Source organism: Halomonas litopenaei, assembly GCF_003045775.1.
GTDB lineage: Bacteria > Pseudomonadota > Gammaproteobacteria > Pseudomonadales > Halomonadaceae > Halomonas > Halomonas litopenaei.
In genome coordinates this window covers 18,375-43,076 of record NZ_PXNS01000007.1, presented here as the reverse complement: position 1 = coordinate 43,076, position 24,702 = coordinate 18,375, and the positions used below count along the sequence as shown (strand labels likewise).

General features: G+C 63.5%; 21 protein-coding genes. 13 read left to right on the top strand and 8 right to left on the bottom strand.

The window, feature by feature from the left end:
• Positions 1-310: 310 nt before the first annotated feature.
• The 4 genes from topA to C6W88_RS13500 all read left to right on the top strand — a co-directional run bounded on the left by topA (position 311) and on the right by C6W88_RS13500 (position 4,653).
• On the top strand, positions 311-2,944 hold the full coding sequence (gene topA, locus C6W88_RS13515) for a type I DNA topoisomerase (RefSeq protein ID WP_045992673.1): 2,634 nt from the start codon (positions 311-313) through the stop codon (positions 2,942-2,944).
• Positions 2,941-3,408, top strand: coding sequence for a DUF6586 family protein (locus C6W88_RS13510; RefSeq protein ID WP_108132834.1), 468 nt, complete (start codon positions 2,941-2,943; stop codon positions 3,406-3,408). Before topA ends, C6W88_RS13510 begins: the two co-directional genes overlap by 4 nt.
• Before the next feature lie 216 nt (positions 3,409-3,624).
• Entirely contained in the window at positions 3,625-4,191 is a 567-nt protein-coding gene (locus C6W88_RS13505; RefSeq protein ID WP_231498647.1) for a L,D-transpeptidase family protein, read from the top strand.
• Between the two features lie 198 nt (positions 4,192-4,389).
• Positions 4,390-4,653, top strand: a complete 264-nt coding sequence (locus tag C6W88_RS13500) for an Lpp/OprI family alanine-zipper lipoprotein (RefSeq protein ID WP_045992670.1) — start codon at positions 4,390-4,392, stop codon at positions 4,651-4,653.
• 423 nt (positions 4,654-5,076) lie between these two features.
• Here the strand turns inward: C6W88_RS13500 and C6W88_RS13495 are convergent, their stop codons facing one another.
• Together C6W88_RS13495 and mfd are read right to left on the bottom strand one after the other, a co-directional pair.
• Positions 5,077-6,132 carry a L,D-transpeptidase family protein gene (locus tag C6W88_RS13495; RefSeq protein WP_108132833.1) on the bottom strand — a complete coding sequence of 352 codons (1,056 nt, stop codon included), beginning with the start codon at positions 6,130-6,132 and terminating at the stop codon, positions 5,077-5,079.
• Positions 6,133-6,249: 117 nt separating this feature from the next.
• Complete coding sequence (gene mfd, locus C6W88_RS13490; RefSeq protein ID WP_108132832.1) at positions 6,250-9,699, bottom strand: transcription-repair coupling factor; 3,450 nt, start codon at positions 9,697-9,699, stop codon at positions 6,250-6,252.
• Between the two features lie 183 nt (positions 9,700-9,882).
• On the opposite strand from mfd, the gene C6W88_RS13485 reads away from it, so the two are divergent.
• The 9 genes from C6W88_RS13485 to sthA all read left to right on the top strand — a co-directional run bounded on the left by C6W88_RS13485 (position 9,883) and on the right by sthA (position 19,718).
• Positions 9,883-11,340 carry a glyceraldehyde-3-phosphate dehydrogenase gene (locus tag C6W88_RS13485; RefSeq protein WP_045992667.1) on the top strand — a complete coding sequence of 486 codons (1,458 nt, stop codon included), beginning with the start codon at positions 9,883-9,885 and terminating at the stop codon, positions 11,338-11,340.
• 294 nt (positions 11,341-11,634) lie between these two features.
• Entirely contained in the window at positions 11,635-12,984 is a 1,350-nt protein-coding gene (locus tag C6W88_RS13480; protein WP_108132831.1) for a Na(+)-translocating NADH-quinone reductase subunit A, read from the top strand.
• On the top strand, positions 12,984-14,210 hold the full coding sequence (locus tag C6W88_RS13475; RefSeq protein ID WP_045992665.1) for an NADH:ubiquinone reductase (Na(+)-transporting) subunit B: 1,227 nt from the start codon (positions 12,984-12,986) through the stop codon (positions 14,208-14,210). Before C6W88_RS13480 ends, C6W88_RS13475 begins: the two co-directional genes overlap by 1 nt.
• Positions 14,210-15,028 carry a Na(+)-translocating NADH-quinone reductase subunit C gene (locus tag C6W88_RS13470; RefSeq protein ID WP_108132830.1) on the top strand — a complete coding sequence of 273 codons (819 nt, stop codon included), beginning with the start codon at positions 14,210-14,212 and terminating at the stop codon, positions 15,026-15,028. The genes C6W88_RS13475 and C6W88_RS13470 overlap by 1 nt, the downstream gene beginning before the upstream one ends.
• 2 nt (positions 15,029-15,030) lie before the next feature.
• Positions 15,031-15,699 (top strand): NADH:ubiquinone reductase (Na(+)-transporting) subunit D, encoded by a 669-nt coding sequence (locus C6W88_RS13465; protein ID WP_045992663.1) that lies wholly within the window; start codon positions 15,031-15,033, stop codon positions 15,697-15,699.
• A gap of 1 nt (position 15,700) precedes the next feature.
• Entirely contained in the window at positions 15,701-16,318 is a 618-nt protein-coding gene (nqrE, locus tag C6W88_RS13460) for an NADH:ubiquinone reductase (Na(+)-transporting) subunit E (RefSeq protein WP_045992662.1), read from the top strand.
• A 63-nt stretch (positions 16,319-16,381) separates the two neighbouring features.
• Positions 16,382-17,614 (top strand): NADH:ubiquinone reductase (Na(+)-transporting) subunit F, encoded by a 1,233-nt coding sequence (gene nqrF / locus C6W88_RS13455; protein WP_045992661.1) that lies wholly within the window; start codon positions 16,382-16,384, stop codon positions 17,612-17,614.
• Between the two features lie 341 nt (positions 17,615-17,955).
• The gene (gene nqrM / locus C6W88_RS13450; RefSeq protein WP_045992660.1) at positions 17,956-18,213 is read left to right on the top strand and encodes a (Na+)-NQR maturation NqrM; all 258 of its coding nucleotides are present in this window, start codon (positions 17,956-17,958) and stop codon (positions 18,211-18,213) included.
• 113 nt (positions 18,214-18,326) lie between these two features.
• Positions 18,327-19,718, top strand: a complete 1,392-nt coding sequence (gene sthA, locus C6W88_RS13445; RefSeq protein WP_045992659.1) for a Si-specific NAD(P)(+) transhydrogenase — start codon at positions 18,327-18,329, stop codon at positions 19,716-19,718.
• Positions 19,719-19,873: 155 nt separating this feature from the next.
• Here the strand turns inward: sthA and C6W88_RS13440 are convergent, their stop codons facing one another.
• The 6 genes from C6W88_RS13440 to C6W88_RS13415 form a co-directional block, all read right to left on the bottom strand.
• Positions 19,874-20,296, bottom strand: coding sequence for a DUF488 domain-containing protein (locus tag C6W88_RS13440; protein WP_108132829.1), 423 nt, complete (start codon positions 20,294-20,296; stop codon positions 19,874-19,876).
• Positions 20,293-21,237, bottom strand: a complete 945-nt coding sequence (locus C6W88_RS13435; protein WP_231498646.1) for a PA2778 family cysteine peptidase — start codon at positions 21,235-21,237, stop codon at positions 20,293-20,295. The genes C6W88_RS13440 and C6W88_RS13435 overlap by 4 nt, the downstream gene beginning before the upstream one ends.
• A gap of 13 nt (positions 21,238-21,250) precedes the next feature.
• Positions 21,251-21,640 (bottom strand): PA2779 family protein, encoded by a 390-nt coding sequence (locus C6W88_RS13430; protein WP_045992681.1) that lies wholly within the window; start codon positions 21,638-21,640, stop codon positions 21,251-21,253.
• Positions 21,641-21,788: 148 nt separating this feature from the next.
• On the bottom strand, positions 21,789-22,865 hold the full coding sequence (locus C6W88_RS13425) for a GGDEF domain-containing protein (RefSeq protein WP_108132827.1): 1,077 nt from the start codon (positions 22,863-22,865) through the stop codon (positions 21,789-21,791).
• Between the two features lie 201 nt (positions 22,866-23,066).
• Positions 23,067-24,128: a DNA polymerase III subunit delta gene (gene holA / locus C6W88_RS13420; protein ID WP_045992656.1), complete on the bottom strand. Its 1,062-nt coding sequence runs from the start codon at positions 24,126-24,128 to the stop codon at positions 23,067-23,069.
• A 7-nt stretch (positions 24,129-24,135) separates the two neighbouring features.
• The gene (locus C6W88_RS13415; RefSeq protein ID WP_108132826.1) at positions 24,136-24,627 is read right to left on the bottom strand and encodes an LPS-assembly lipoprotein LptE; all 492 of its coding nucleotides are present in this window, start codon (positions 24,625-24,627) and stop codon (positions 24,136-24,138) included.
• Between the last annotated feature and the right edge of the window lie 75 nt (positions 24,628-24,702).

Sequence of the window (24,702 nt, the reverse complement as noted above, 5' to 3'; positions counted from 1 at the left end):
TGATCGAGTGTGAGACATCGACCATTCCGCTTGCCCCTGCTTCGTGCAGGGGCAAGTCGGTTCTGAGGGGCGGCTTGTCGGCCGTCGAGGTAAGGGCTAGTCTCTTGGCGATGTCAGGTGGACGCCAGGGCGTCAGTCGTGGGGAAACGACTGGGCATGCGTCTAGCCTGCCTGGGGCTCGAACCGATGTGACTGGCGCGACGTTCGGCGCTGGGTTAGGGTAAGCGCATTTTTCCCGTCCACCATCGGCGGGAGTGGCACATACTGGCGTTCGCCAAGGAGCGCGGCGCCCTGACTACTGTGGAGTACTATGGGCAAGTCTCTGGTCATCGTCGAGTCGCCCGCCAAGGCGAAGACGATCAACAAGTACCTCGGCAACGAGTTCATCGTGAAGTCGAGCGTGGGTCACATCCGTGATCTTCCGACCAGCGGCTCTGGCAAGGCGGCTTCCGATCCCAAGGAGCGGGCTCGCCAGGCGGCCGCGACGCGCAAGATGTCGGCTGAGGAAAAGGCGGTCTACAAGCAGCAGAAGGCGCATAGCCAGCTGATACGACGCATGGGTATCGACCCCGACCATGGCTGGCAGGCCAACTACGAGATCCTGCCGGGCAAGGAAAAGGTCGTGGCCGAGCTCAAGAAGCTGGCGGAGAAAGCCGACACCGTCTATCTCGCGACCGATCTGGACCGCGAAGGGGAAGCCATCGCCTGGCACCTTCGCGAGACCATCGGTGGGGACGAGCAACGCTATCGCCGGGTGGTGTTCAACGAGATCACCAAGAATGCCATCCAGGAAGCCTTCACCGACCCCGGTCAGCTGAACATGCCCAGGGTCGAGGCCCAGCAGGCTCGCCGCTTCCTCGATCGTGTGGTGGGCTTCATGCTGTCGCCGCTGCTGTGGGCCAAGGTAGCCCGCGGGCTCTCGGCCGGTCGTGTCCAGTCGGTGGCCATGCGCCTGATCAGCGAGCGCGAAAGCGAGATTCGCGCCTTCGTGCCCGAGGAATTCTGGGACGTTCATGCCGATCTGGTGACGCCGGACGGCGAGGCCATCCGCTTCGAGCTGGTACGTCAGGATGGCAAGACGTTCAGGCCCACCAGCGAGAGCGAGACCCTCGAGCGCATCGCTGCGCTGCGCAAGGCCAGTCTTGCGATCACCTCGCGGGAAGACAAGCCGACCCGGTCCAAGCCCAACGCCCCCTTCATCACCTCGACGCTGCAGCAGGCCGCCAGTGGCCGGCTGGGGTTCTCGGTGAAGAAGACCATGACCCTGGCCCAGCGGCTCTACGAGGCGGGCTACATCACCTATATGCGTACCGACTCGACCAACCTGTCCCGCGAGGCGGTGGAGAGCGTGCGTGACTATATCGGTGAGGAGTTCGGCGATCGCTACCTGCCCGAAGCCCCTAACCGCTATTCCAGCAAGGAAGGCGCCCAGGAGGCTCACGAAGCCATCCGGCCGTCCGAGGTGTCCCGTCGCTCGACCGACCTGGCGGGCATGGAGCGGGATGCCGAGCGCTTGTACGAACTGATCTGGCGGCAGTTTGTCGCCTGCCAGATGACCCCGGCGGAATACCTGTCGTCGACCCTGAGCGTGGTGGTGGACGGCTACGAGCTCAAGGCCAAGGGCCGGGTGCTCAAGTTCGATGGCTACACCCGAGTGATGACCCCCATGGGGCGCAAGGAAGAGGATCAGGCGCTGCCGGATCTGGGCGAGGGCACCCCGATGCACCTCGACGCGCTGGACCCCAGGCAGCACTTCACCAAGCCGCCGGCCCGTTACACCGAAGCCAGCCTGGTCAAGGAGCTGGAGAAGCGCGGCATCGGTCGCCCCTCGACCTACGCCGCCATCATCTCCACCATCCAGGATCGTGGCTACGTCAAGCTCGAGAACCGACGGTTCTACGCCGAGAAGCTGGGCGACATCGTCACCGAGCGACTCAAGGAGTCGTTCCCCGACCTGATGGACTACTCCTTCACCGCGCGCATGGAGGATAGCCTCGACGAGATCGCCGAGGGCGAGCGTAGCTGGCGTGAGCTGCTCGACGCCTTCTATCAGGAGTTTCGCGGGGAGCTGGCCAAGGCCGAGAGCGACGAGGGGATGCGGCCCAATCAGCCGGTACCCACCGATATCGACTGCCCCACCTGCGGGCGCAAGATGCAGATTCGTACCGCCTCGACCGGTGTCTTCCTCGGCTGCAGCGGCTACAACCTGCCGCCCAAGGAGCGCTGCAAGACCACCATCGACCTGCTGCCGGGTGAAGAAGCCGTCGCCGCCGATGCCGGCGAAGAAGCCGAGACCGATGCCCTGCGTGCCAAGGAACGCTGTCCGGTGTGTTCCACCGCCATGGACAGCTACCTGATCGATGAAGGGCGCAAGCTGCATATCTGCGGTAACAGCCCCGACTGTGACGGCTACAAGATCGAACAGGGCAAGTTCCGCATCAAGGGCTACGACGGCCCGGTCATCGAGTGTGACAAGTGCGGCTCCGAGATGCAGCTCAAGTCCGGGCGCTTCGGCAAGTACTTCGGCTGCACCAGTGACAGCTGCAAGAATACCCGCAAGCTGTTGCGCAACGGTGAAGTAGCTCCGCCCAAGATGGATCCGATTCCGATGCCGGAACTGGCCTGCCAGAAGGTGGAAGACCACTACGTGCTGCGCGATGGCGCCAGCGGGCTGTTCCTGGCCGCCAGCAAGTTTCCCAAGAACCGGGAGACCCGTCCGCCTCTGGTCAAGGAACTGAAGCCCCACGCCGCCGAGCTGCCGGAGAAGTACCACTACCTGCTCGATGCGCCGGACCAGGACCCGGATGGGCGCCCGGCTCAGATTCGTTTCTCGCGCAAGCTCAAGGAGCAGTTCGTGATGACCGACGGCGACAATGGCAAGGCCAGTGGCTGGAAGGCGAGCTGGGACGGTAACAAGTGGGTGGTGGAGGACAAGCGCAAGTGACACCGCGGGCCCGCACCAATCAGTTGTTGTATCAGGCGCAGTTGCTGCTGGACGTGGCGCCGGGTGACGACGAGCACCAGGGCGCCAGAAAGAGGGCCAGCGAGGAGGGCGCCCTGGCGTTGTTCGAGCTGGCGATCGACGCCCTGCTGCGCGACGTCTGCGAGCACGCGCATCTGGCGGAACATGACTGGCGAAGCCTGTTGCTGGGTGATGACCCGCCCGCCGTGGCCGAGGTTCATCGGCTACGTGAGCTGGCCCGCGACGGCAGCAGTTGGCTATACCGTGTCATCGGTCATCTCGAGGCGCTGCACGGCGATGACGGTGCGAGTCGACCTCGCTCGCCGGCATTGTCCGGGGTAATTGCCGTGGACCGGCAGGCGGATCTGGGGCAGGAATTGCAGCATTGCCTCGAGGCGGCCAAGGTCGAGATCGCCGCCTTACGCCAGACCAGTGAGGAATGGTAAAGGCAGAGTGCCGTCGGCCGGCGACGCTTCTGTGCGCCGTCGTTTGATAGCTGCGACAGAGCTCGTTTGCCTGCCGTGAAATCGGCCAGGTTCCGCGTGAAGTTCCGCAGAATCGGGATTACACTGCGTCACAGATGTTTTCGTTTATTCACAGTGAGTTTGTCCATGTTCGCCCAGAGTCAACGTCGCCGTTTCATCCAAATGATACTTGGTGCCATGCTGCTACTCCCTCTGGGTGTCAGTGCCAGCATGGACATGGTGGAGGACCAGCTTCGCCGTGCCATTGTCCCGGACTCCTCCAGCGAGATCTGGGTCCTGATCGATAACCAGGAGTCTCGCCTGACGGTGTATCGCGGGGGGGTGGAGCTGGCTCGATACTCACCGATTTCGGTCGGTAGAGGGGGCGCCAAGTCCCAGCGGGTCATGGGCGACAAGACCACGCCAAGAGGCGAGTTCCACGTCAATCGCTTCAACTTCGACAGCAAGTTCGACATCTTCATCGGCCTGGACTATCCGACGCCCACCCACGCCAGGATGGCGCTGGAGACGGGGCTGTACAGTCAGCAGGATTACGACGACTATTTCGACTACTATCGCCGGCATCGTAGCCCGCCCCAGCAGACGATCCTGGGCGGTTATATCGGCATACACGGAGTCGGCGATGGAGACATGGACATCCATCGCAACTTTGACTGGACCAACGGATGTGTCGCCGTGACCAATCATGAAATTCGGGAACTTTCCGGCTTGATTGATGTTGGCACTCGCGTCGTCATCCGCTAGTCTTTAGGGGCGCAAGGGACGTTCAAGACTATGGACAAGCGCCGTTGTGTATTATAAAACAGCGTTTGACTCCTGTGCTTAGCAGCACAAGTCGCTGCAAGAAAGGCCTGCCTTTGCAGGAAGCCTGATGGATACATACCCTGATCGGGTATGTTACTGTCACCAACGCAGTACCAAGGAAGACTCAAGGAGAACACCATGACTCTGAAGACTACCCTGAAGCTGACCGCCGCCGCCGCTTCTCTGGCCGTTCTGGCTGGCTGTGCTTCTTCCAGCGCTCTGGAAGAAGTCCGCATGACCGCTGAGTCTGCTCAGGCCGACGCTGCAGAAGCTCGCAGCATCGCCACTCAGGCTCAGAACACTGCCAACCAGGCACAGCGTGACGCTCAAGCGGCCCTGCAGCTGTCTCAGCAGAACCGCGAAGAGATGAACCGCATGTTCGAGCGCTCCATGCGCAAGTAATCGTTTCGCATCCCGTTCGCGGGATTGACCGACAGGACGTCAGGGTTTCATCGAAATCAGGTCGTCCAGGTCATGAAACGATAGGCTGAGGCCCCACCGAAAGGTGGGGCCTCAGTCGTTTGTGGCGTGTGATCATTGCATGACGATTGATGGTGGGCGGGAGCTGCCAGCCAATCGTCTGACCGCTGCCTGTTCCTTCATCTGATGGCTGCCTGTCTGGCTGCCTGTCCTGTCGCTTGTCTCCTGACGGCTGCCTCTCCTCTGCCTGACCACTGACTGCTGCGGATGCGTCGTTTGAGCTGGATCAAGGTGTCGCCACCATGCCGACGAGGCTCGCTCTGGAAATGTTGGCGCCAAAAAAAGGCGCCCCTGTCGGGGCGCCGTGCACGTCACGTGCTTGATGTGGTGCCTGTGGTCGCCGGTTCAGCCTTCGTGGCTGACCTGTCCCAGCAGGGCAGGCTCGTCGGCGATCAACTCGATATGGTCATAGAGGCTGCCAGGCAGCGGCTTGGGTTCTGCCGGGGTGGTGGTCTGCATGGCGACCGGAAGGCCGCTGGGCGTCTCCATGGCGCTACGCAGGCGCGCAAAGTCGACGTCGTAGTCCTTGTCCTTGACGGCGGCCTCGACCTCCTCGATAGCGGCGGTCATGTCCTCGATCGGCGCGCCTTCTTCCTCGTCGAGGTAGGGGTAGGCCTGGACATAGAGGTGCTCGTCGGACCAGCCGAGCTTCAGCGGTTCGTTGACCAGTCGGACACGGGTGCCCACCGCGACTTGATCGAACAGATTCTCGACATCGTCGGGCAGCATGCGGATGCAGCCGTGGGTGACGCGCATGCCGACGCCCTCGGGCTTGTTGGTGCCGTGGATCAGGTAGCCGGGGATGCCCAGGCGCATCTTGCGCGTGCCCATGGGGTTGTCGGGTCCGGGCGGCACCACGCCGGGCAAGGGGTCGCCGGCCTCGGCGTGTTCGCGGCGAATGGAGGCAGGAGGATACCAGGACGGATTCTTGACCATCTGGGTGATGGTGGTGGAGCCCAGCGGCGTCTTCCAGTCCATGCGGCCCACGGCGATCGGGTAGGTCTGCACCGTACGCGGCTCGCCTTCCTTGGCCGGCGGGTAGTAGTAGAGGCGCATCTCGGCCACGTTGACCACGATGCCGTTGCGCGGTGCATCGGGCAGGATGAACTGGGCCGGGATGGTCACTTCGGTACCCTCGCCGGGATACCAGATGCTGATGTCGGGGTTGGCGCGGGTGATGGCGTTGAAGCCGATGCCGTGCTCGTGTCCGATATCGATGAGGGTGTCTTCCTCGTCGGCTTCGACGGTGTAGACCTCACCGATCAGGTCGCCTTCTTCGGGCAGCAGGTAGTGGCCCCGGGGCAGGTCGTCGGCCGCCGCCAGAGGTGCCGCCAGCGCGCCCACAACGCCACACAGGGTGGCGAGGCGGACGAGTGGCCGGCGAAGTGAAGTCGAAGTCATTGCAGCAGTCTCGATAATGGGTGAAAGCCGGGGATCACCCGGCCGGAATTTGCGGTGTCCTATGTACATAGATTGCCCGCTAATGCGGCGTTGCGCCAGTCCCTTGCAAGGGATGGCTCAGGCCGCCTGAGTCTTTCGATTGAGTTGGTCCAGCAGCGCCTCGACGGCCTCGAAGCGGGTCTCCTCGACGGCCATGTCGGCCTGGAAGCGCAGGGTGTCGGCGCCCTCCAGTCGATAGCGTTCCGGCGCCCCCTGGATCAGCCCCACCAGCGTCAGCGGATCCACCGCGGTCTGGCCGCCGAACAGCACGCGCCCGCGCTCGGCGCCCGCTTCCAGGCGCACGATACCGAGCCTTTCGGCACGCTGCCTGAGGCGGGTCTGGCGCAGCAGCGTCTTGACCGGGGCGGGTAGCAGCCCGAAGCGATCGATCATCTCCACGCGCAGTTCCTTGAGCTCGGCCTCGTTGTCGGCGTTGGCGATGCGCTTGTACATCACCAGACGCTGCTGGACATCAGGGAGATAGTCGTCGGGAATCAGCGCCGGCAGGTTGAGGCTGATCTCGACGCCTTCCTGCAGCGGCGCCTCGATATTCGGAGTGCGGCCTTCACGGATGGCCTTCACCGCCCGGTCGAGCATCTCCATATAGAGGCTATAGCCCACCGCCTCCATCTGGCCGCTCTGTTCGTCGCCCAGCAGTTCGCCGGCGCCGCGGATTTCCATGTCGTGGCTGGCCAGGGTGAAGCCAGCGCCCAGGTCCTCGGCCTGGCCGATCGCCTCGAGGCGCTTGACCGCATCTCGGGTGATCGAGCGAGGCGGCGGCGCCAGCAGGTAGGCGTAGGCCTGGTGGTGGCTGCGGCCTACCCGGCCGCGCAGCTGGTGGAGCTGGGCCAGTCCGAACTTGTCGGCACGCTCGATGATGATGGTGTTGGCGCTGGGCACGTCGATGCCGGTCTCGATGATGGTCGAGCACACCAGCACGTTGAAGCGCTTGTGATAGAAGTCGGACATCACCCGTTCCAGCGAGCGCTCGGGCAGCTGCCCATGGGCCACCGCGACGCGGGCATCGGGCACCAGTTCACGGACCTTCTCGGCGGCGCTCTCGATGGTCTTGACCTCGTTGTGCAGGTAATAGACCTGGCCGCCGCGCAGTATCTCGCGCAGGATCGCCTCCTTGATCACGGCTTCTTCGCGCTGCTGGACGAAGGTCTTCACCGACAGGCGTCTGGCCGGTGGGGTGGCGATGATCGACAGGTCGCGGATGCCGCTCATGGCCATGTTGAGGGTTCGCGGGATCGGCGTTGCGGTCATGGTCAGTACGTCGACCTCGGCACGCAGGGTCTTGAGCCTTTCCTTCTGGGACACGCCGAAGCGATGTTCTTCATCGATGATGACCAGCCCCAGCTCCGGGAAGTCGAGCTTCCGAGACAACAGCTTGTGGGTGCCGATGACGATATCGACCTTGCCTTCGCGAACGCGCTTGAGGGTGTCCGTCTGACTGCCGCTGCTGGTGAAGCGGGACAACAGCTCGATATCCACCGCGGTATCGGCGAAGCGGTCGCGGAAGTTCTCGAAATGCTGGCGGGCGAGCAGGGTGGTCGGCACCAGCACCACCACCTGGCGCCCGGACTGTACCGCAAGAAAGGCGGCACGCATGGCGACCTCGGTCTTGCCGAAGCCGACGTCGCCGCAGACGACACGGTCCATCGGGCGCGGTGCGGTCATGTCCTGGATCACCGCCTGGATGGTGACCCGCTGATCCGGCGTCTCCTCGAACGGGAAGTTGGCGACGAAGCGAGCGTACTCTTCATCCGGGGCGGCACAGGCGAAGCCTTCCCGGGCCTCGCGGCGGGCATAGATGTCGAGCAGCTCGGCGGCGGTATCGCGGATCTTCTCGGCGGCCTTGCGCTTGGCCTTTTCCCACTGTTCCGAGCCCAGTCGATGCAGCGGTGCCAGTTCATCGTCGGCACCGGCGTAGCGGGAAATAAGGTGCAGGCTGTCCACCGGCACGTAGAGCTTGGCGCCGTCGGCGTACTCGAGGCTGACGAATTCGGCCGCCTGGCCGCCGGCTTCCAGCGTTTCCAGCCCGCGGTAGCGGCCGACGCCATGGGACTGGTGGACCACCGGGGCGCCGACCTTGAGTTCGGAAAGATGGCGTACGGCGAGTTCGTTGTCGTCGGTGGCCTTGGCCTGGCGGCGGGTCTGGCGCACGATCTCGCCGAACAGTTCCGTCTCGGTGATCACACTGACCGCGGGGGAGCCGAGCGACAGGCCGCTGGAGAGCTGCCCCTCGGCGATGGCCAGGCGAGAGCTGCCGGCGAGGAAGTCGGAAAATCCGTCCGCGGCGTCCAGTGCACCGGTAGCGGGGGCCAGGGTCTCCTCCAGCGCTTCCCGACGCCCACGGGACTCGGCCACGAACAGCACCCGGCGCTCTGCGTGCTCGTTCAGAAAGCCTCTGAGCGCCGCCAGCGGATCCTTTGCCCTGGCATTGATCGCCACCTGGGGGGCGTCGCTGGCATCCGAGGGATGGGCGTGGGGATGCTCGCTGTCTGCCGTCAGCTCGACCCTGGGGTGGGTCTTGATCAGCCCGAACAGTTCCGCTTCCGGGATGAAGGCACGGTGGGGCGGCAGCAGGGGGCGGGTCGGATCGACGCCGAGATTTTCGTAGCGGCTGGTGATCGCCTGCCAGTGGTGCTCGGCGGCTTCGCGGCAGCCGGACATCAGGGCGACGCGGGTATCCGCGGGAAGATGGTCGAACAGTGAAGCGGTGGCCTCGAAGAACAACGGCAGATACTGCTCGAGTCCGGGTGAGGGGATGCCCTTCAGCGCATCGACATAAAGCGGGCACTGGCGTGGGTCGACGTCGAACAGGGTCTCGAAGCCTTCACGAAAGCAGGCGATGGCCGAGCGTGACAGCGAATACTCGTGCGCCGGCAGCAGGTCGATCCGCTCGACCTTGTCGAGGCTGCGCTGGGTGTCGGGGTCGAAGCTCCTGAGGGTGTCGATCTCGTCGTCGAACAGGTCGATGCGAAGCGGATGGTCGCTGCCCATGGGAAAGAGATCGATCAGGGCGCCACGCAGGGCGTATTCACCCGGCTCGAAGACGGTCTCCACCGCCCGGTAGCCCGCCCGTGACAGCTGTTCGCGGAAGGTCTCCCGTTGCAGGGTGGCGCCGACCTCCAGGGTCAGCACCCGTCCGGCGATATAGTCCACGGGCGGCAGACGCTGCATCAGGGTATTGATCGGTACCAGCACGATGCCGTGCACACCATCCTGCAGATGCCGGAGGGTGCGCAGCCGCGACGAGACGATGTCCTGATGGGGCGAAAAGCTGTCGTAGGGCAGCGTCTCCCAGTCGGGGAAGGGCAGTACCGGCATGTCGGCATAGAAGGCCAGTTCGTTCTCGAGCCTCAGCGCCTCGGCGGTATCCTGGGTAATCACCAGCAGTGGCGCGTCGGCAGCCAGGCGCGAAAGCGCCAGGGCGCTGGCGCTGCCGGCGGGCGTGGTGAGGTACAGGGTGTCACGGGCGCCCTGGGGATGCGGCGGATCGAGCGGCGAAAAGGTAGGCATAGAGGATGTCGTTTCGCTGGCGTTCAGAGGTCGAGCAGGCATCATACCAGCCCGATCTCGCTCATGTAGTCAAACCGCGATTTGTGTAACGGGCCTACAGGAGGTGCGACCATACAGTCATTGCCCCTTTCAAGGGGGGGGCTGATAATACGCTCGTTTCCCCATCAGACTTAGAGGTCTCTCGTGAGCCAGCAACCCGATATCGTCTTCCAGCAATGGCACGACAACCAGGCCGTGGCCGAGCAGATGATCCCGCTGATCGGCAGCCTGTATCGTCGCAATAACGTGGTCACCACCATGTTCGGACGTTCGCTGTTCAACCGCAGCGTCATCCGCATCCTCAAGGACCATCGTTTCGTCAGGAAGATCGAAGGTACCGAGTTGTCGGTGCAGGATACCTTCCCGCTGGTGCAGGCGATGACCCAGCTGAATCTGGGGCCGGCTCACGTCGATGTGGGCAAGCTGGGTGTGGCATTCAAGAAGCAGGGCGGTGGCGATGCGCTGGCGTTCATGCGCGAGCAGCTGGCCGAGATCGTCGACTGTCACGATCCTGACGCCGGCAATGGCGAGCCCAAGGACGTTGTGCTCTACGGCTTCGGCCGGATCGGCCGGATCCTGGCCCGCGTGCTGATCGAGAAGGCCGGTGGCGGCAACCTGCTGCGCCTCAAGGCCATCGTGGTGCGCGGTCGTGGCGATATCGCCAAGGATCTGGAAAAGCGCGCCAGCCTGCTGCGTCGTGACAGCGTTCACGGTCCCTTCGACGGCACCATCAGCGTGTGCCCGGAGACCCGCACCCTGACCGCCAACGGCAACGTGATCCAGGTCATCTACGCCGATTCGCCGAGCGATGTCGACTACACCGCCTACGGCATCAACAACGCCGTGGTGGTCGACAACACCGGTATCTGGCGCGACGAGGCTGGCCTCGGTCAGCACCTGGAGTGCAAGGGCGTGTCCAAGGCGCTGCTGACCGCCCCGGGCAAGGGCGACCTGAAAAACATCGTCTATGGCATCAATCATGGCGACATCACCCAGGATGATCGCATCATCTCCGCGGCGTCCTGCACCACCAACGCCATCGTGCCGGTATTGAAGGTGATGAACGACGAATACGGCATCGAGCATGGCCACGTCGAGACCGTTCACTCCTACACCAACGATCAGAACCTGATCGACAACTACCACAAGGGTGACCGTCGCGGACGCAGCGCACCGCTGAACATGGTGCTGACCGAGACCGGTGCTGCCAAGGCGGTTTCCAAGGCACTGCCGGAGCTGGGTGGCAAGCTGACCGGCAACGCCATCCGCGTGCCCACGCCCAATGTGTCGATGGCGATCCTCAACCTGTCGCTCGAGCGCGAGACCGACGCCGAGTCGCTCAACGACTACCTGCGCCGCATGTCCATCGACTCGGCCTTCCAGAAACAGATCGACTTCGTCGACTCGCCGGAGGTGGTCTCCACCGACTTCGTCGGCAACCGTCACGCCGGCATCGTCGACGCCAAGGCGACCATCGCCCAGGGCCGCCACGCGGTGGTCTATGTGTGGTACGACAACGAGTTCGGCTATAGCTGCCAGGTGATTCGTATCCTGCAGCAGATCTCCAACGTGGCCTTCTGTAAGCTGCCGCGTCACGCCTAGTCCGTGCCGAGCGGGGCGAGAGTCTCGCGTTGAGGTAGCTCGAATACCCCTTGCCAACCTTGTTTGGCAAGGGGTTTTTCTGTTTGGGATGGAAGCGGTTTTGCAGAATCACGCAGTTCTGCGACGTTCGATCATGTGGTCAATCCACTGGCTTGTCTTTATAATGCTGGGGATTTTTCGGGGTGGTTCGATGTCGCCTCGGCGTGACTGGTGATGCGTGGCTTATAACAAGAATTCCTCTCATTTCCACCGAACCTCCGTCCATTATCTACGATCCATCAACTGGGCGAGTCTATGATCGAAGTCAAGAAAGGCCTGGATCTCCCCATCACGGGAGCGCCGGAGCAGCGTATCGAGGATGCGCGACCGGTGCGCCACGTGGCGCTCCTGGGGACCGACTATATCGGCATGAAGCCGACAATGGAGGTCAAGGAGGGGGACAAGGTCAAGCTGGGCCAATTACTGTTCACCGACAAGAAGATCGAGGGCGTGCGCTTTACCTCGCCGGCCTCGGGTGAAGTAGTGGCGATCAATCGCGGGGAAAAGCGCAGGCTCCTGTCGGTGGTGATCGAGGTCGACGACAGCGCCGAGGCCGAGTCCTTCACGGCTCATGGCCGCGATGCGCTCGAGTCCCTCGAACGTCAGACCGTGGTCGACCAACTGGTGGAGTCCGGTCTCTGGACCGCGCTGCGCACTCGCCCGTTCTCGCGTACCCCGGCGCCCGACGCCGTACCCACCGACATCTTCGTCACCGCCATCGACACCCAGCCGCTGGCCGCCGATCCGTCGCTGGTCATCAACGAGCAGGCCGAGGCGTTCGAGGACGGCCTCAAGGTGCTGGGACGACTGACCGAGGGCAAGGTGTTCCTGTGCACCGCCACCGATGCCCAGATTCCGGGCACCAAGGTCAAGGGCGTCCACCACGAGAGCTTCGCCGGTCCCCATCCTGCGGGCCTGGTCGGTACCCACATTCACTTCCTGTCCCCGGTGTCGCTGCAGCGTCGCGTCTGGCACATCGGCTATCAGGACGTGATCGCCTTCGGCAAGCTGTTCAGTGAAGGCAAGCTGGACCTGAGCCGAGTGGTCGCCGTGGGCGGCCCGCGTGCCGAGCGTCCGCGTCTGGTGCGTACCCGTGTGGGTGCCAGCACTGACGAGCTGCTGGATCACGAGATCAAGTCTGCCGATGACACCCGCGTCATCAGCGGAGGCGTGTTCTCCGGCTTCACCGCCGAAGGCAGCCTGCGCTACCTGGGCCGCTTCCACAACCAGATCACCCTGCTGGAAGAGGGCAACAAGCGTGCCTTCATGGGCTGGTTGTCGCCGGGTGCCAATCGTCACTCGGTACTGGGTATCTACCTGTCGAGCCTGAAGGGCCTGCGCAACTATGCGCCGACCACCTCGACCAATGGCTCCGAGCGCGCCATGGTGCCGGTGGGTGCGTATGAAAAGGTGATGCCGCTGGACATCATGCCCACGCAGCTCTTGCGTTCGCTGATCGTCGGCGACATCGAGTCGGCGATGGAGCTCGGCTGCCTCGAGCTGGATGAAGAAGACCTGGCGCTGTGCACCTATGTGTGCCCGGGCAAGTATGAGTACGGTCCCATCCTGCGTGACAACCTCACCATGATCGAGAAAGAGGCCTGATGATGGGTATTCGACAGACACTCGACAATCTCGAGCCGCACTTTCACAAGGGTGGCAAGTACGAGAAGTTCTATCCGCTGTACGAGGCGGTGGACACTATCTTCTATGCGCCTCCCAGCGTGACCAAGACCACGGCTCACGTGCGTGACGGCATCGACCTCAAGCGCATGATGATCACGGTGTGGTTCTGCACCTTCCCGGCCATGTTCTTCGGCATGTGGAACGCTGGCTGGCAGGCCAACGAGGCCATCGCCGCGGGTTACGACTCCATGGGCGGCTGGCGCGAGATGATCCTGCTGACCTTCGCCGGTGGCCACGATGCCGGCAGCCTGTGGTCCAACTTCGTGCTGGGCGCTACCTACTTCCTCCCGATCTACCTGGTGACCTTTGTCATCGGTGGCTTCTGGGAAGTGCTGTTCGCGATCAAGCGCGGCCACGAGGTCAATGAAGGCTTCTTCGTCACCTCGGTGCTCTACGCCCTGATCCTGCCGGCTACCATCCCGCTGTGGCAGGTGGCGCTCGGCATCACCTTCGGTGTGGTGATCGGCAAGGAAATCTTCGGTGGTACCGGCAAGAACTTCCTCAACCCGGCGCTGACCGGTCGTGCCTTCCTGTACTTCGCCTATCCGGCGCAGATCTCCGGTGATGCCGTGTGGGTCGCCGCCGACGGCTTCACCGGCGCGACGCCGCTGTCTACCGCCTACCAGAGCGGCATGGCCGCACTGCAGGACCAGTACAGCTGGTGGGACGCCTTCCTTGGCTTCATTCCCGGCTCCGTGGGTGAGACCTCGACGCTTGCCATCCTGATCGGGGCGGTGGTGCTGATCGGCATGAAGATCGCCTCGTGGCGGATCGTTGCCGGCGTGTTCCTCGGCATGGTAGCGATGAGCTCCATTCTCAACCTGATCGGCTCCGACACCAACGCCATGTTCGCCATGCCCTGGTACTGGCACCTGGTGGTGGGTGGCTTCGCCTTCGGCATGGTGTTCATGGCCACCGATCCCGTGTCGGCGTCCATGACCAACCCGGGTCGCTTCATCTTCGGCGCCCTGATCGGTGTGATGACGGTACTGATCCGTGTGGTCAACCCAGCCTTCCCCGAGGGCATCATGCTGGCGATCCTGTTCGCCAACCTGTTCGCGCCGCTCATCGATCACTTCTTTGTTCAGGCCAACATCAAGCGTCGCGCCAAGCGCACCGCTGTCGTGGCCGAGGAGACCGCCTGATGGCACAAGGTAACAACTCCATCAAGAAGATCCTGACGGTCGCCTTCTCCCTGTGTATCGTCTGCTCGATCATCGTGTCGACGGCGGCGGTGGGACTCAAGGCGCGCCAGGAGCGCAACCAGGAGCTGGACCGCAAGTCCAACATCCTGGCCGTGGCCGACCTGTACGAACCGGGCATGGACGTCGGCAAGGAGTTCTCTCAGGCGGTGACCGCCAAGGTCGTCGATCTCGACACCGGGGAGTACACCGATGAGGTCGATCCCGAGACCTATGACGGCTTCCAGGCCGCCAAGGATCCGGCCCAGTCGCGTACCCTGTCCGGGGAGAAGGACATCGCCGGTCTCGGCCGTCAGGAGCAGTTCTCCACCATCTATCTGGTCGGTGACGAGAACAACCCCGAGCAGATCGTGCTGCCGATTCGTGGCCAGGGCCTGTGGGGCCTGATGCGCGGCTACCTGTCTGTGCAGGGTGACGGCAACACCATCGGCGGGATCACCTTCTATTCCCACGCCGAGACACCTGGCCTGGGTGGCGAGGTCGACAACCCGCGCTGGAAGGCGCAGTGGGAAGGCAAGGAAATCTACGCCTCGAGCGACACCATGGAGCCGGCCATCCAGCTGGTGAAGGGTGGTGCCAGCGAGTCCACCGAGGTCGACGCCCTGTCCGGCGCGTCTCTGACCAGCCGCGGCGTGACCAAGCTGGTGCAATTCTGGCTGAGCGAGGAAGGCTTCGGTCACTACCTGGCGCGCTTCCGCGATGGCGTGGACAGCCAGGCCAGCGCCGACGCCAGCCCCTCTGACGACAGCGAAGGAGCCTGACGATGTCTGCACCGACTCCCAAGGGCGTCATCCTGACGCCGATCTTCAAGAACAACCCCATCGCCCTGCAGATCCTCGGTATCTGTTCGGCGCTGGCGGTGACCTCGAGCCTCAGCGTCTCGCTGGTCATGAGTCTGGCCGTGATCTTCGTGACGGCGTTCTCGAGCATGTTCGTCTCGCTGATCCGCAATCACATTCCGTCCTCCATCCGTATCATCGTGCAGATGACCATCATCGCCTCGTTGGTGATCGTGGTGGACCAGATCCTCAAGGCCTTTGCCTATGAGATGTCCAAGCAGCTGTCGGTATTCGTCGGTCTGATCATCACCAACTGCATCGTGATGGGCCGCGCCGAAGGCTTTGCCATGACCAACACCCCGACGCTGTCGTTCCTCGACGGTGTCGGCAACGGTCTGGGCTACGGCTTCATCCTGATGACCGTCGGCTTCTTCCGCGAGCTGTTCGGCTCCGGCAGCCTGTTCGGCGTGACCATCCTGGAAACCGTGCAGAACGGTGGCTGGTACGTGCCCAACGGCCTGCTGCTGCTGCCGCCGTCCGCCTTCTTCATCATCGGTCTGATCATCTGGGTGCTGCGCAGCCTCAACCCGGAGCAGGTCGAGGACAACGAGTTCGTGATGAAGGAAAACACCCAGCCGAAGGAGGCCGTGTAACATGGAACACTATCTGAGCCTTTTCGTTGCCTCGGTGTTCGTGGAGAACATGGCACTGGCGTTCTTCCTGGGCATGTGTACCTTCATGGCCGTGTCCAAGAAGGTATCCTCGGCCATCGGTCTGGGCATCGCCGTGGTAGCGGTACTGACCATCACCGTGCCGGTGAACAACCTGATCCTCGAGTATCTGCTGGCGGAAGGCGCGCTGTCCTGGACCGGCATCGCCGGCGCCGAGAACATCGATCTGTCGTTCCTGGGTCTGCTGTCCTACATCGGCGTCATCGCCGCACTGGTGCAGATCCTCGAGATGTTCCTCGACAAGTTCGTGCCGGCGCTTTACAACGCCCTCGGCGTGTTCCTGCCGCTGATCACCGTGAACTGCGCCATCCTCGGTGGCACCCTGTTCATGGTCGAGCGCAGCTACAACTTCGGTGAGTCCGTGGTCTATGGCCTGGGCGCCGGTGTCGGCTGGGCGCTGGCGATCACCGCCCTGGCCGGTATCCGCGAGAAACTGAAGTACAGCGATGTGCCCGCTTCCCTGCAGGGACTGGGCATCACCTTCATCACCGTGGGTCTGATGTCCCTGGGCTTCATGTCCTTCTCCGGCATCCAGCTCTGAGTGCCCTGCACCGGGGGCGCTAGCCCTCGGTGCAGGCCCTAACCCTAGCAATAGGAAACCGACATGGTTGATACAACAGTCATCGTGCTCGGCGTCGTCATGTTCACCATCATCGTCATCAGTCTGACGGCGGTGATCCTGGCGGCCCGCTCCAAGCTCGTGAGCTCGGGCGATGTGACCATCGAGATCAATGACGATCCCGAGAACACCCTGACCACCCAGGCCGGCGGCAAGCTGCTCAACACCCTGGCGGCCAACGGCATCTTCCTGTCCTCTGCCTGTGGCGGCGGCGGCTCCTGCGCCCAGTGCAAGTGCCGGGTCGAGGAGGGCGGCGGCTCGATCCTGCCCACCGAGGAAAGCCACTTCACCCTGCGCGAGAAGAAGGTCGGCTGGCGTCTGTCCTGTCAGGTGCCGGTCAAGCAGGACATGAAGATCCAGGTCCCCGAGGAAGTGTTCGGCGTCAAGAAGTGGGAATGCGAGGTCATCGAGAACCCCAACGTCGCCACCTTCATCAAGGAGCTGAACCTGAAGCTGCCGGAAGGCGAGGAAGTGGCCTTCCGTGCCGGCGGCTATGTGCAGTTGGTGGCACCTGCTTACGACATCAAGTTCTCCGACTTCGATATCGAGGAAGAGTACCGCGGCGACTGGGAAAAATTCGGTCTGTTCGACGTCTCGCACAAGAACACCGAAGAGGTCATTCGTGCCTACTCCATGGCCAACTATCCGGAAGAGAAGGGTATTCTCAAGTTCAACATCCGGATCGCGACGCCTCCGCCCAACTCCAGCCACCCGCCTGGCCTGATGTCCACCTACGTCTTCAGCCTGAAGCCGGGTGACAAGGTCACGGTGATGGGGCCGTTTGGCGAGTTCTTCGCCAAGGATACCGACGCCGAGATGGTCTTCATCGGCGGTGGTGCCGGCATGGCGCCGATGCGCAGCCATATCTTCGACCAGCTGAAGCGTCTGAACAGCGAGCGCAAGATGACCTTCTGGTACGGCGCACGCTCCTGGCGCGAGACCTTCTACAACGAAGAGTACGACAAGCTGGCCGAAGAGCATGAGAACTTCGACTGGCACCTGGCACTGTCCGACCCCCAGCCGGAAGACAACTGGGAAGGGCCGACCGGGTTCATCCACAACGTGCTCTACGACATGTACCTCAAGGACCATCCGGCCCCCGAGGACTGCGAGTACTACATGTGCGGGCCGCCCATGATGAACGCCTCCGTCATCAAGATGCTGCTGGATCTCGGCGTCGAGCCCGAGAACATCATGCTGGATGACTTCGGCGGCTGATCACGCGCCTGTCCGTGTGCCCAAGGGCACCTTGCGAGCCCCGCCCTGTGCGGGGCTCGTTGGTTTGTGCGCCTTGTGATTTTGCCGCGAGAGGAGTTCTGGCATAATTGTCGCGCCGACTCGAGAATGCCCCGCGGACTGTCCTGCGAGGACACGGGACCTTGTCGAGTCGGTACCTTCAACGCCTCGGGTGTATGGCGACGGCCATTCGTTGTTCCGCCCAGGGATATCTCTTGTCCAACCGCTGTCCAATGGGAGAAAGGCAGGCGATGGTGTTCGCGACAAAGTGTTCGCGAGAAAGTGACTAGAGCCATCCTGCCCCATCCAGCGAGGAGTCCATCATGACCATCTACCTTATCGTTTTCGGTGCCATGCTGCTGATCATCGGCGCCATGGCGATCGGTGTCATTCTTGGCCGCAAGCCCATCGCCGGCTCCTGCGGCGGGCTCAACCAGCTTGGCCTGAAGGACGGCTGCGAGATCTGCGGCGGCAAGGATGAGGTGTGCGAGGAAGAATCGAAGAAGCGCGCCACCAGTCAGCGCCGCCAATCCGACGAGAATCGCGGACTGGACCTGGGCTACGACGCGACTCGTCGCTGAGCGGCAGTATCGACGCCCCCTGACCATGACGGCGCCTCTCGAGGCGCCGTCCTCATGATAAGCAGTGCCCGGCATCTCACATCCGGGTCGGTTTCCAGGAGAAGGAAGACACGATGGCAGTCCACAACTATGACGTGGTGGTGATCGGCACCGGGCCCGCCGGCGAGAGCGCAGCGATCAATGCGGCCAAGCATGGCAAGCGGGTCGCGGTGGTCGAAAAGCAGGCGCGGGTCGGCGGCAATTGCACCCACTGGGGCACCATCCCTTCCAAGGCGCTGCGTCATCAGGTCCGCCAGATCATGTCGTTCAACACCAACAGCATGTTCCGGGATATCGGCGAGCCGCGCTGGTTCTCGTTCCCCAAGGTGCGTGAACGCTCCCGGGTGACCATCGATCAGCAGGTGTCCATGCGCACCAACTTCTACGCGCGCAATCGCATCGACCTGTATCACGGGATCGCGCGCTTCAAGGACGAACACACCCTGATGGTAAGGGGCAGTGGTGAAAACCAGGAAGAGCTGGTAGCGGACAAGGTGATCATCGCCACGGGGTCACGGCCCTACCGTCCTGCGGACATCGATTTTCGCCACCCTCGTATCTACTGCTCCGATACCATTCTTGGTCTGCAGCACACCCCGCGTACCCTGATCATCTTCGGCGCCGGCGTTATCGGCTGTGAGTACGCCTCGATCTTCTCCGGGCTCGGACTCAAGGTGGATCTGATCAACAACCGCGGCAGCCTCTTGTCCTTCCTCGATGACGAGATCAGCGATGCGCTGTCCTATCATCTGCGCAAGCATGGTGTGTTGATCCGCCACAACGAAGAGTACGAGCGCGTCGAGGGTGACGAACACGGCGTCACGGTGCATCTGAAGTCGGGCAAGCGGCTGCGTGCCGACGCCTTCCTGTGGGCCAACGGGCGCACCGGCAATACCGACCAGCTGGGCCTCGAGAACATCGGTCTCACCGCCAACGGCCGCGGTCAGCTGCAGGTCGACGAGCACTATCGTACGGCGCTGCCCCACATTTACGCCGCCGGAGACGTGGTCGGCTGGCCGAGCCTCGCCAGCGCCGCCTACGATCAGGGACTGAACGCCTGCGACGAGCTGCTGGACCGGGAATTCCGCTACGTCACCGAGGTGCCCACCGGGATCTACACCATCCCCGAGATCAGCTCCTTTGGTCGCACCGAGCGCGAGTTGACTGAGGCCAAGGTGCCTTACGAGGTCGGCCATGCCTTCTTCAAGGACACCGCCCGCGCCCAGATCACCGGCGATACCGTCGGCATGCTCAAGATCCTGTTCGATCAGGATACCCTGGAGATCTACGGCATCCACTGCTTCGGCGACCAGGCCTCGGAGATCGTCCATATCGGCCAGGCGATCATGCAGCAGGAAGGGGAGGCGAATACGCTGAAGTACTTCGTCAACACCACCTTCAACTATCCGACCATGGCCGAGGCCTACCGGGTGGCCGCCCAGAATGGCCTCAATCGGGTGTTCTGAACCGGCCAGCACGACCGACAAGAAAGGTGCCCTTGGGCACCTTTCTTGGTCTGAGGCCAGACTATTGGCGCCTGCTGTGGGAGCCTCGGTAGCGCTGGGATCGACGCTCTACGATATCCGATATCGGGGCGCCTGCTGGATCCGGTGCCTGAGCGCTAGTGCCCGCTCTCGTGGGCAAAGCAAGGCGGCGAGGAGGGCAGGGCGTCTTCCTGATCTTCCTGGTGCAGTGCCTCGAGCAGGCGCTGGCGCAGCTCGGGCAGATGGGTGCTGTCGACATCGCGCGCCGCGGTCACCAGCGTCAGGCGGCCGCGCCGGGCCAGGCGCATCAGCGGATACAGCCGGTCGGGGTGGTCGCGTAGCTCGCCGCGATAGCGAATCTCGAAGACCCTGGAACTGATCTCCTCGAGCTGATACTGGCGTCGCAGGGCATTGCTGGGTGAGGCCTCCCGGTACCACTCGGTAAGCGCCAGGGACTCGCGGCTGCGTCCTCTGGGCCACAGGCGGTCGACCAGTACTCTGGCGCCGTCGTCGGGCTCGGGCGCCTGGTAGACGCCCTTGAACACGATGTCGTAGCTCATCGAGCTCCTCCTTGCTGTTCGTTCAGCGCCTCCCTGGCGCCTTGCTGCCAGGGCCCGTCAAGCGAAGCCGCACGCCTGAGCGCTTCGCGAGCCCCTTCGTCATCTCCTTGAGACGCCAGGGTGAGACCCAGGTTCAACCAGGCCGGCGCCAGAGACGGATCGTTTGCGACAGCGCTGCGCCAGGCGTCGATGGCTGCGTCAGGCTGGCCCGCCGCATGGTAGGCGTTTGCCAGCGCGAAGTACCCCATGGCCTCCTCGGGAAAGCGATCGACCAGAGCTTGCCAGGCCGGCAGGCTTTGCTCTGGCCCCTGGACCCGTTCGAAGTCCGAGGTGGCCTGGATGGCCGCCTCCGGTGCAATCGTCACCGGCAGCTCTCCTGGCGTCAGTGCCACGAAGGCCCAGCGCTCGGAACGTTGCCAGGTTGCGTCGAAACGCCCGAAATCGGTGGCATCCTGACGGGTGACGCCGGTGCGCAGCAATACCTCTTCGCTCTCGAGATCGTAGCCGTTGACCACCGCGAAGTGCCACAGCGGGAAGGCCGGCAGCGACAGGTTCTGCAGTACCACCACCGCGCGGCCGGCATCGACCTCTTCGAGCAGCGAGGCGAAGCGCGGCGCCAGAGTGAACGGGATTCGCCCGTGCCGGCGACTGGCGGCCAGCATCTCGGGCTGGAAGCTGCCCTTGCGGCTGGGCACGTAGATTTCGGGGATCAGTTGATCGACGCCGACGTCGACCCCTGCATGGTTGAGCACCATGGCCAGTGTGGCCGGGCCGCACTGGTAGTCACGCTGGGGGTGAAAGGGGACGTCTTCGAGGAGCTGGCGTTGGGGCAGCGTAGCGGTGACGCTGTGGTCCAGTTCGGGGGCGCTGGCACAGGCCGTGAGCCACATCACCAACGAAAGAGCGCCCGCCAGGCGGGCGCTCGAGACGAATGAGCGCATCACGCGCATGTCCTTAGCGGGTGAACGGGTAGACGTCGGTCAGACCCAGGATGTCGGTGACCAGCAGGATGACGAAGACCGCGAACAGCACGCCAATGACGCTGGCGCCGGCGGGCATCTGGTCGAGCTGGTCGGCCATCTGCTGAGCTTCGGCGTCGGACAGGGCGGCTACGCGGTCCTCGACCTCACCGGGATCGACGCCCTGGAGTTCGAGTTGCTGGCGTACGTCATCGCGGGCCAGCACCTGATGGATGCGTTCTCGGGCGTCCTGGCTCTGCTGGGAGGCCAGCACGTCGTTGGTCGAGGCCAGCGGGACCGAGGTGGCGGCCCCGGCGCTGGCGGCACCCAGGGTCAGGCACAGCATCAGAACGGTACACAGCAAGCGGCGCAGTCGTGAAGTCATGGGGGCTTCCTTGTTGATGGTGTCGGGAATTGTTCGATCCTTGGTGATGGCGACATGCATCCAGTGGCATCCTGCCCGCCGGATGCGTTGGCGACAACAGGAGTATAACGAAGGTGGTACAGGAATTTCATGCAGGTTGTTGGTTTCTCTAGCCCAGGCGGATGCAATTGCGTCCCTGATGCTTGGCCTGGTAGAGCGCCTGGTCGGCCCGCCGGTACAGGGTGGAGAAGTCGTCATCGGCATGGCTTGAGACGGCGATGCCGATACTGACCGTAAGGTTGGCGCCGCCCGCCGGCTGGGTCAGGTCGAAGTGCTCGGTTTCGTGGCGAATTCGTTCACCGACGGTTTCGGCGTTGCGGGCGTCCGCCTGGGGCATCAGCAGGGCGAACTCGTCGCCCCCCAGACGCGCCGCCAGATCACTGCGTCTGGCCACGCGCTTGAGCATCTCGCCGAAGGACTTCAATACCTTGTCACCGGTGGGGTGGCCGTAGCCGTCATTGATGCGTTTGAAGTTGTCCAGATCCAGCAGCATCAGCGCCACTGGACTATCCGCTGGGCGCCGAAGGGCCAGCAGGTGGGGGGCCTGGTCGAGCCACTGGCGACGATTGTAGAGCTGGGTGAGGTCGTCGGTCATCGCCAGATAGCGCAGCGCGTTGCTGTGGCGTTCCAGGCGCAGCAAGGCGACAAACAGCACCATGCCGACCATCAGTACCAGTGCCGTCAGTACGGTGGCCACCAATGCCAGGCGTCGATCGAGCTTGCGCTGGTGCGACTCGGTCTCCATCAGATAGATGGCCAGCTCATCGATGGTCGAAGCGAGCCCCGGCAAGGTGTCGGTGATGTCTGCGGTGGTGTCGGAGAGAGGCGAAGGAGCGATCAGGTTGATCGAGTGCTCGGCGCGTTGCAGGTAGCCGACCACGCTGTCCCTCTGGGAGGTGGGCAGCCGCGTGGCGGTGCCCGCCAGCGTCCGCAGACGGTGTTGGAGGGTATCGGCCACTTGCGTGAGCTCGTGAGCCCGGGGCGAGTTGTCGATGCCGGCAAACTGCTTGAGTGAAGCGATGCTCGCCACATTTTCCTGAGACCGTGCCGTTTCGATGATGAGGGCGTCGCGGACAACGCCCATGGGCTGGCGCACCTGGCTCAGGTAGCCGAGCAACAGCAGGGCGCTGGCGGTCGAAAGCAAGGTGACGCCGGCGGCCAGAACCAGCGGGAAGACACGGGTCATGATGGGGGCACTCGCGGTCGCTGGCGACCAGACGCGCTGGGCGCCCAAGGGGTAATGATGCAGGTGCTTGCCCTATTCTATGCGCAGAGTACCCGCAGTGCGGGGTCATACCCCCATTGGCCGGGCTGACCTATCCCATCCTGGCGTCACAGGGGTGACGCCAGGCCACATCATGCGAGAGCAAGGAAGACGAATCGTCGGCTACGGCGCCACGCGATAGGACCAGGCCATTTCTGCCAGCAGTCCACGACCGCCAGCGAGGGTCAGCGCCAGGTCCTGAATGCCCTGTTCCAGCGGCAGGTCCGCTGCGCCCTTGATCGACAGGTCCAGGCGTTGGGCGAACATCAGAAGCTTGTGCAGACGCTTGAGTGGCAGGCGACGGATGGCTTCCTGGTAGGCGGGGCGCCGACGGTCGAAGATCGGAGGCTTCTGGGCCTTGCAGGCGTGCTCGAAGCTCTGGCCCTGGTCCAGGTGCTGATGCAGCGACAGCAGGGTACGAATCTCGCGGGTCAGGGCCCACAGGATGATCGGTGGCTCGGTACCCTCGGCGGCCAGTCCCGCGAGGATACGCAGGACGCGCTCGCGCTCGGCTTTCAGGCAGGCATCGACCAGAGTGAAGACGTCGTAGCGGGCGCTGTTCTCGACCCCGCCGGCGACGTCACGGGGGGATACCTGGGCGCCGGGAGGAAGCATCAAGGCCAGCTTCTGCAGTTCCTGGTCGGCGGCCAGAAGGTTGCCCTCGGTGCGCTCACCCAGCAGCCGGGCGGCGTCCAGCGACATCGACAGACCGTGGCGCTGGGCGCGGTCCCTCAGCCAGAAACCCAGGCGGGAAGGGTCGACCGGCCACACCGGAACGAACAGCCCCAGCTTGTCGAGCGCCTTGAACCAGGCGCTCTTCTGCTCGCGGGCGTCGAGCTTGGCGCAGCTGACCAGCAGGATGTTGTCGCTGCCCTGTGCCTGTTCGGCGTACTCCTTGAGCGCCTTGCCGCCTTCCTGGCCCGGCTTGGCGCTGCCCAGACGCAGCTCGATCAACTTGCGCGAGGCGAACAGCGACAGGCTCGCCGCGGACTCGGTGAGGCGGCCCCAGGCGAAGTTGGCCTCGACGTGGAGCACCTCACGTTCCTCGACGCCCGACTCGCGCGCACGTGCCCGGACCTGGTCGCAGGCCTCCATGTGCTGCAGAGGCTCATCACCGGCGACGATGATGACAGGGGGCACGGACTTCGAAAGCGCGTCCGGCAACTTGTCGGCAAAGACCTTCATGGGTGAATCAGACTTCCTCGATGGCGCGCAGTCGGTCGATCATCTGGCGTACGGCCTCGCGGCGGGCGTTTTCCAGGGCATCCGTGCGCAGCTCATCCTGGGACAGCAGGTTGTCGTCGGTGATCGAGAACTCCTCGAGCACCTCCACCGCCTGGCGATCGGCCAGGTAGGCGCCATCGCTTGCACGCTGGATCGAGTAGGGAATCCGCAGCACCAGTTGCTGGTCCTGAGAGCCGGTATCGAGCACGCCGACCTGACGGATGCTGACGTCTTCGCCACCCAGGTTGAGACGCAGCGACGCCGTCTCGTCGACGCGGGTGCCGAGGCTTTCCAGACGCTTGGTCAACTGCTCGGCGAAGGGGGTGTCGGCACCGTCGAGCGCCAGGCTGTCCAGGGACAGCACCTCGCCGCCGACGCCGCGCAGGTGGAAGCCGCAGCCCGCGAGCAGCAGGGCGGCGCCGGAGGCCAGGGTCAGACCAAGGAAGTGACGACGCTGCATGGGAACTCCTTGTCCAGCGTGAGGGAAAAACCGAAGGCACAGCCTTCGGCATCATGTCCTGGTATCACCGACAGT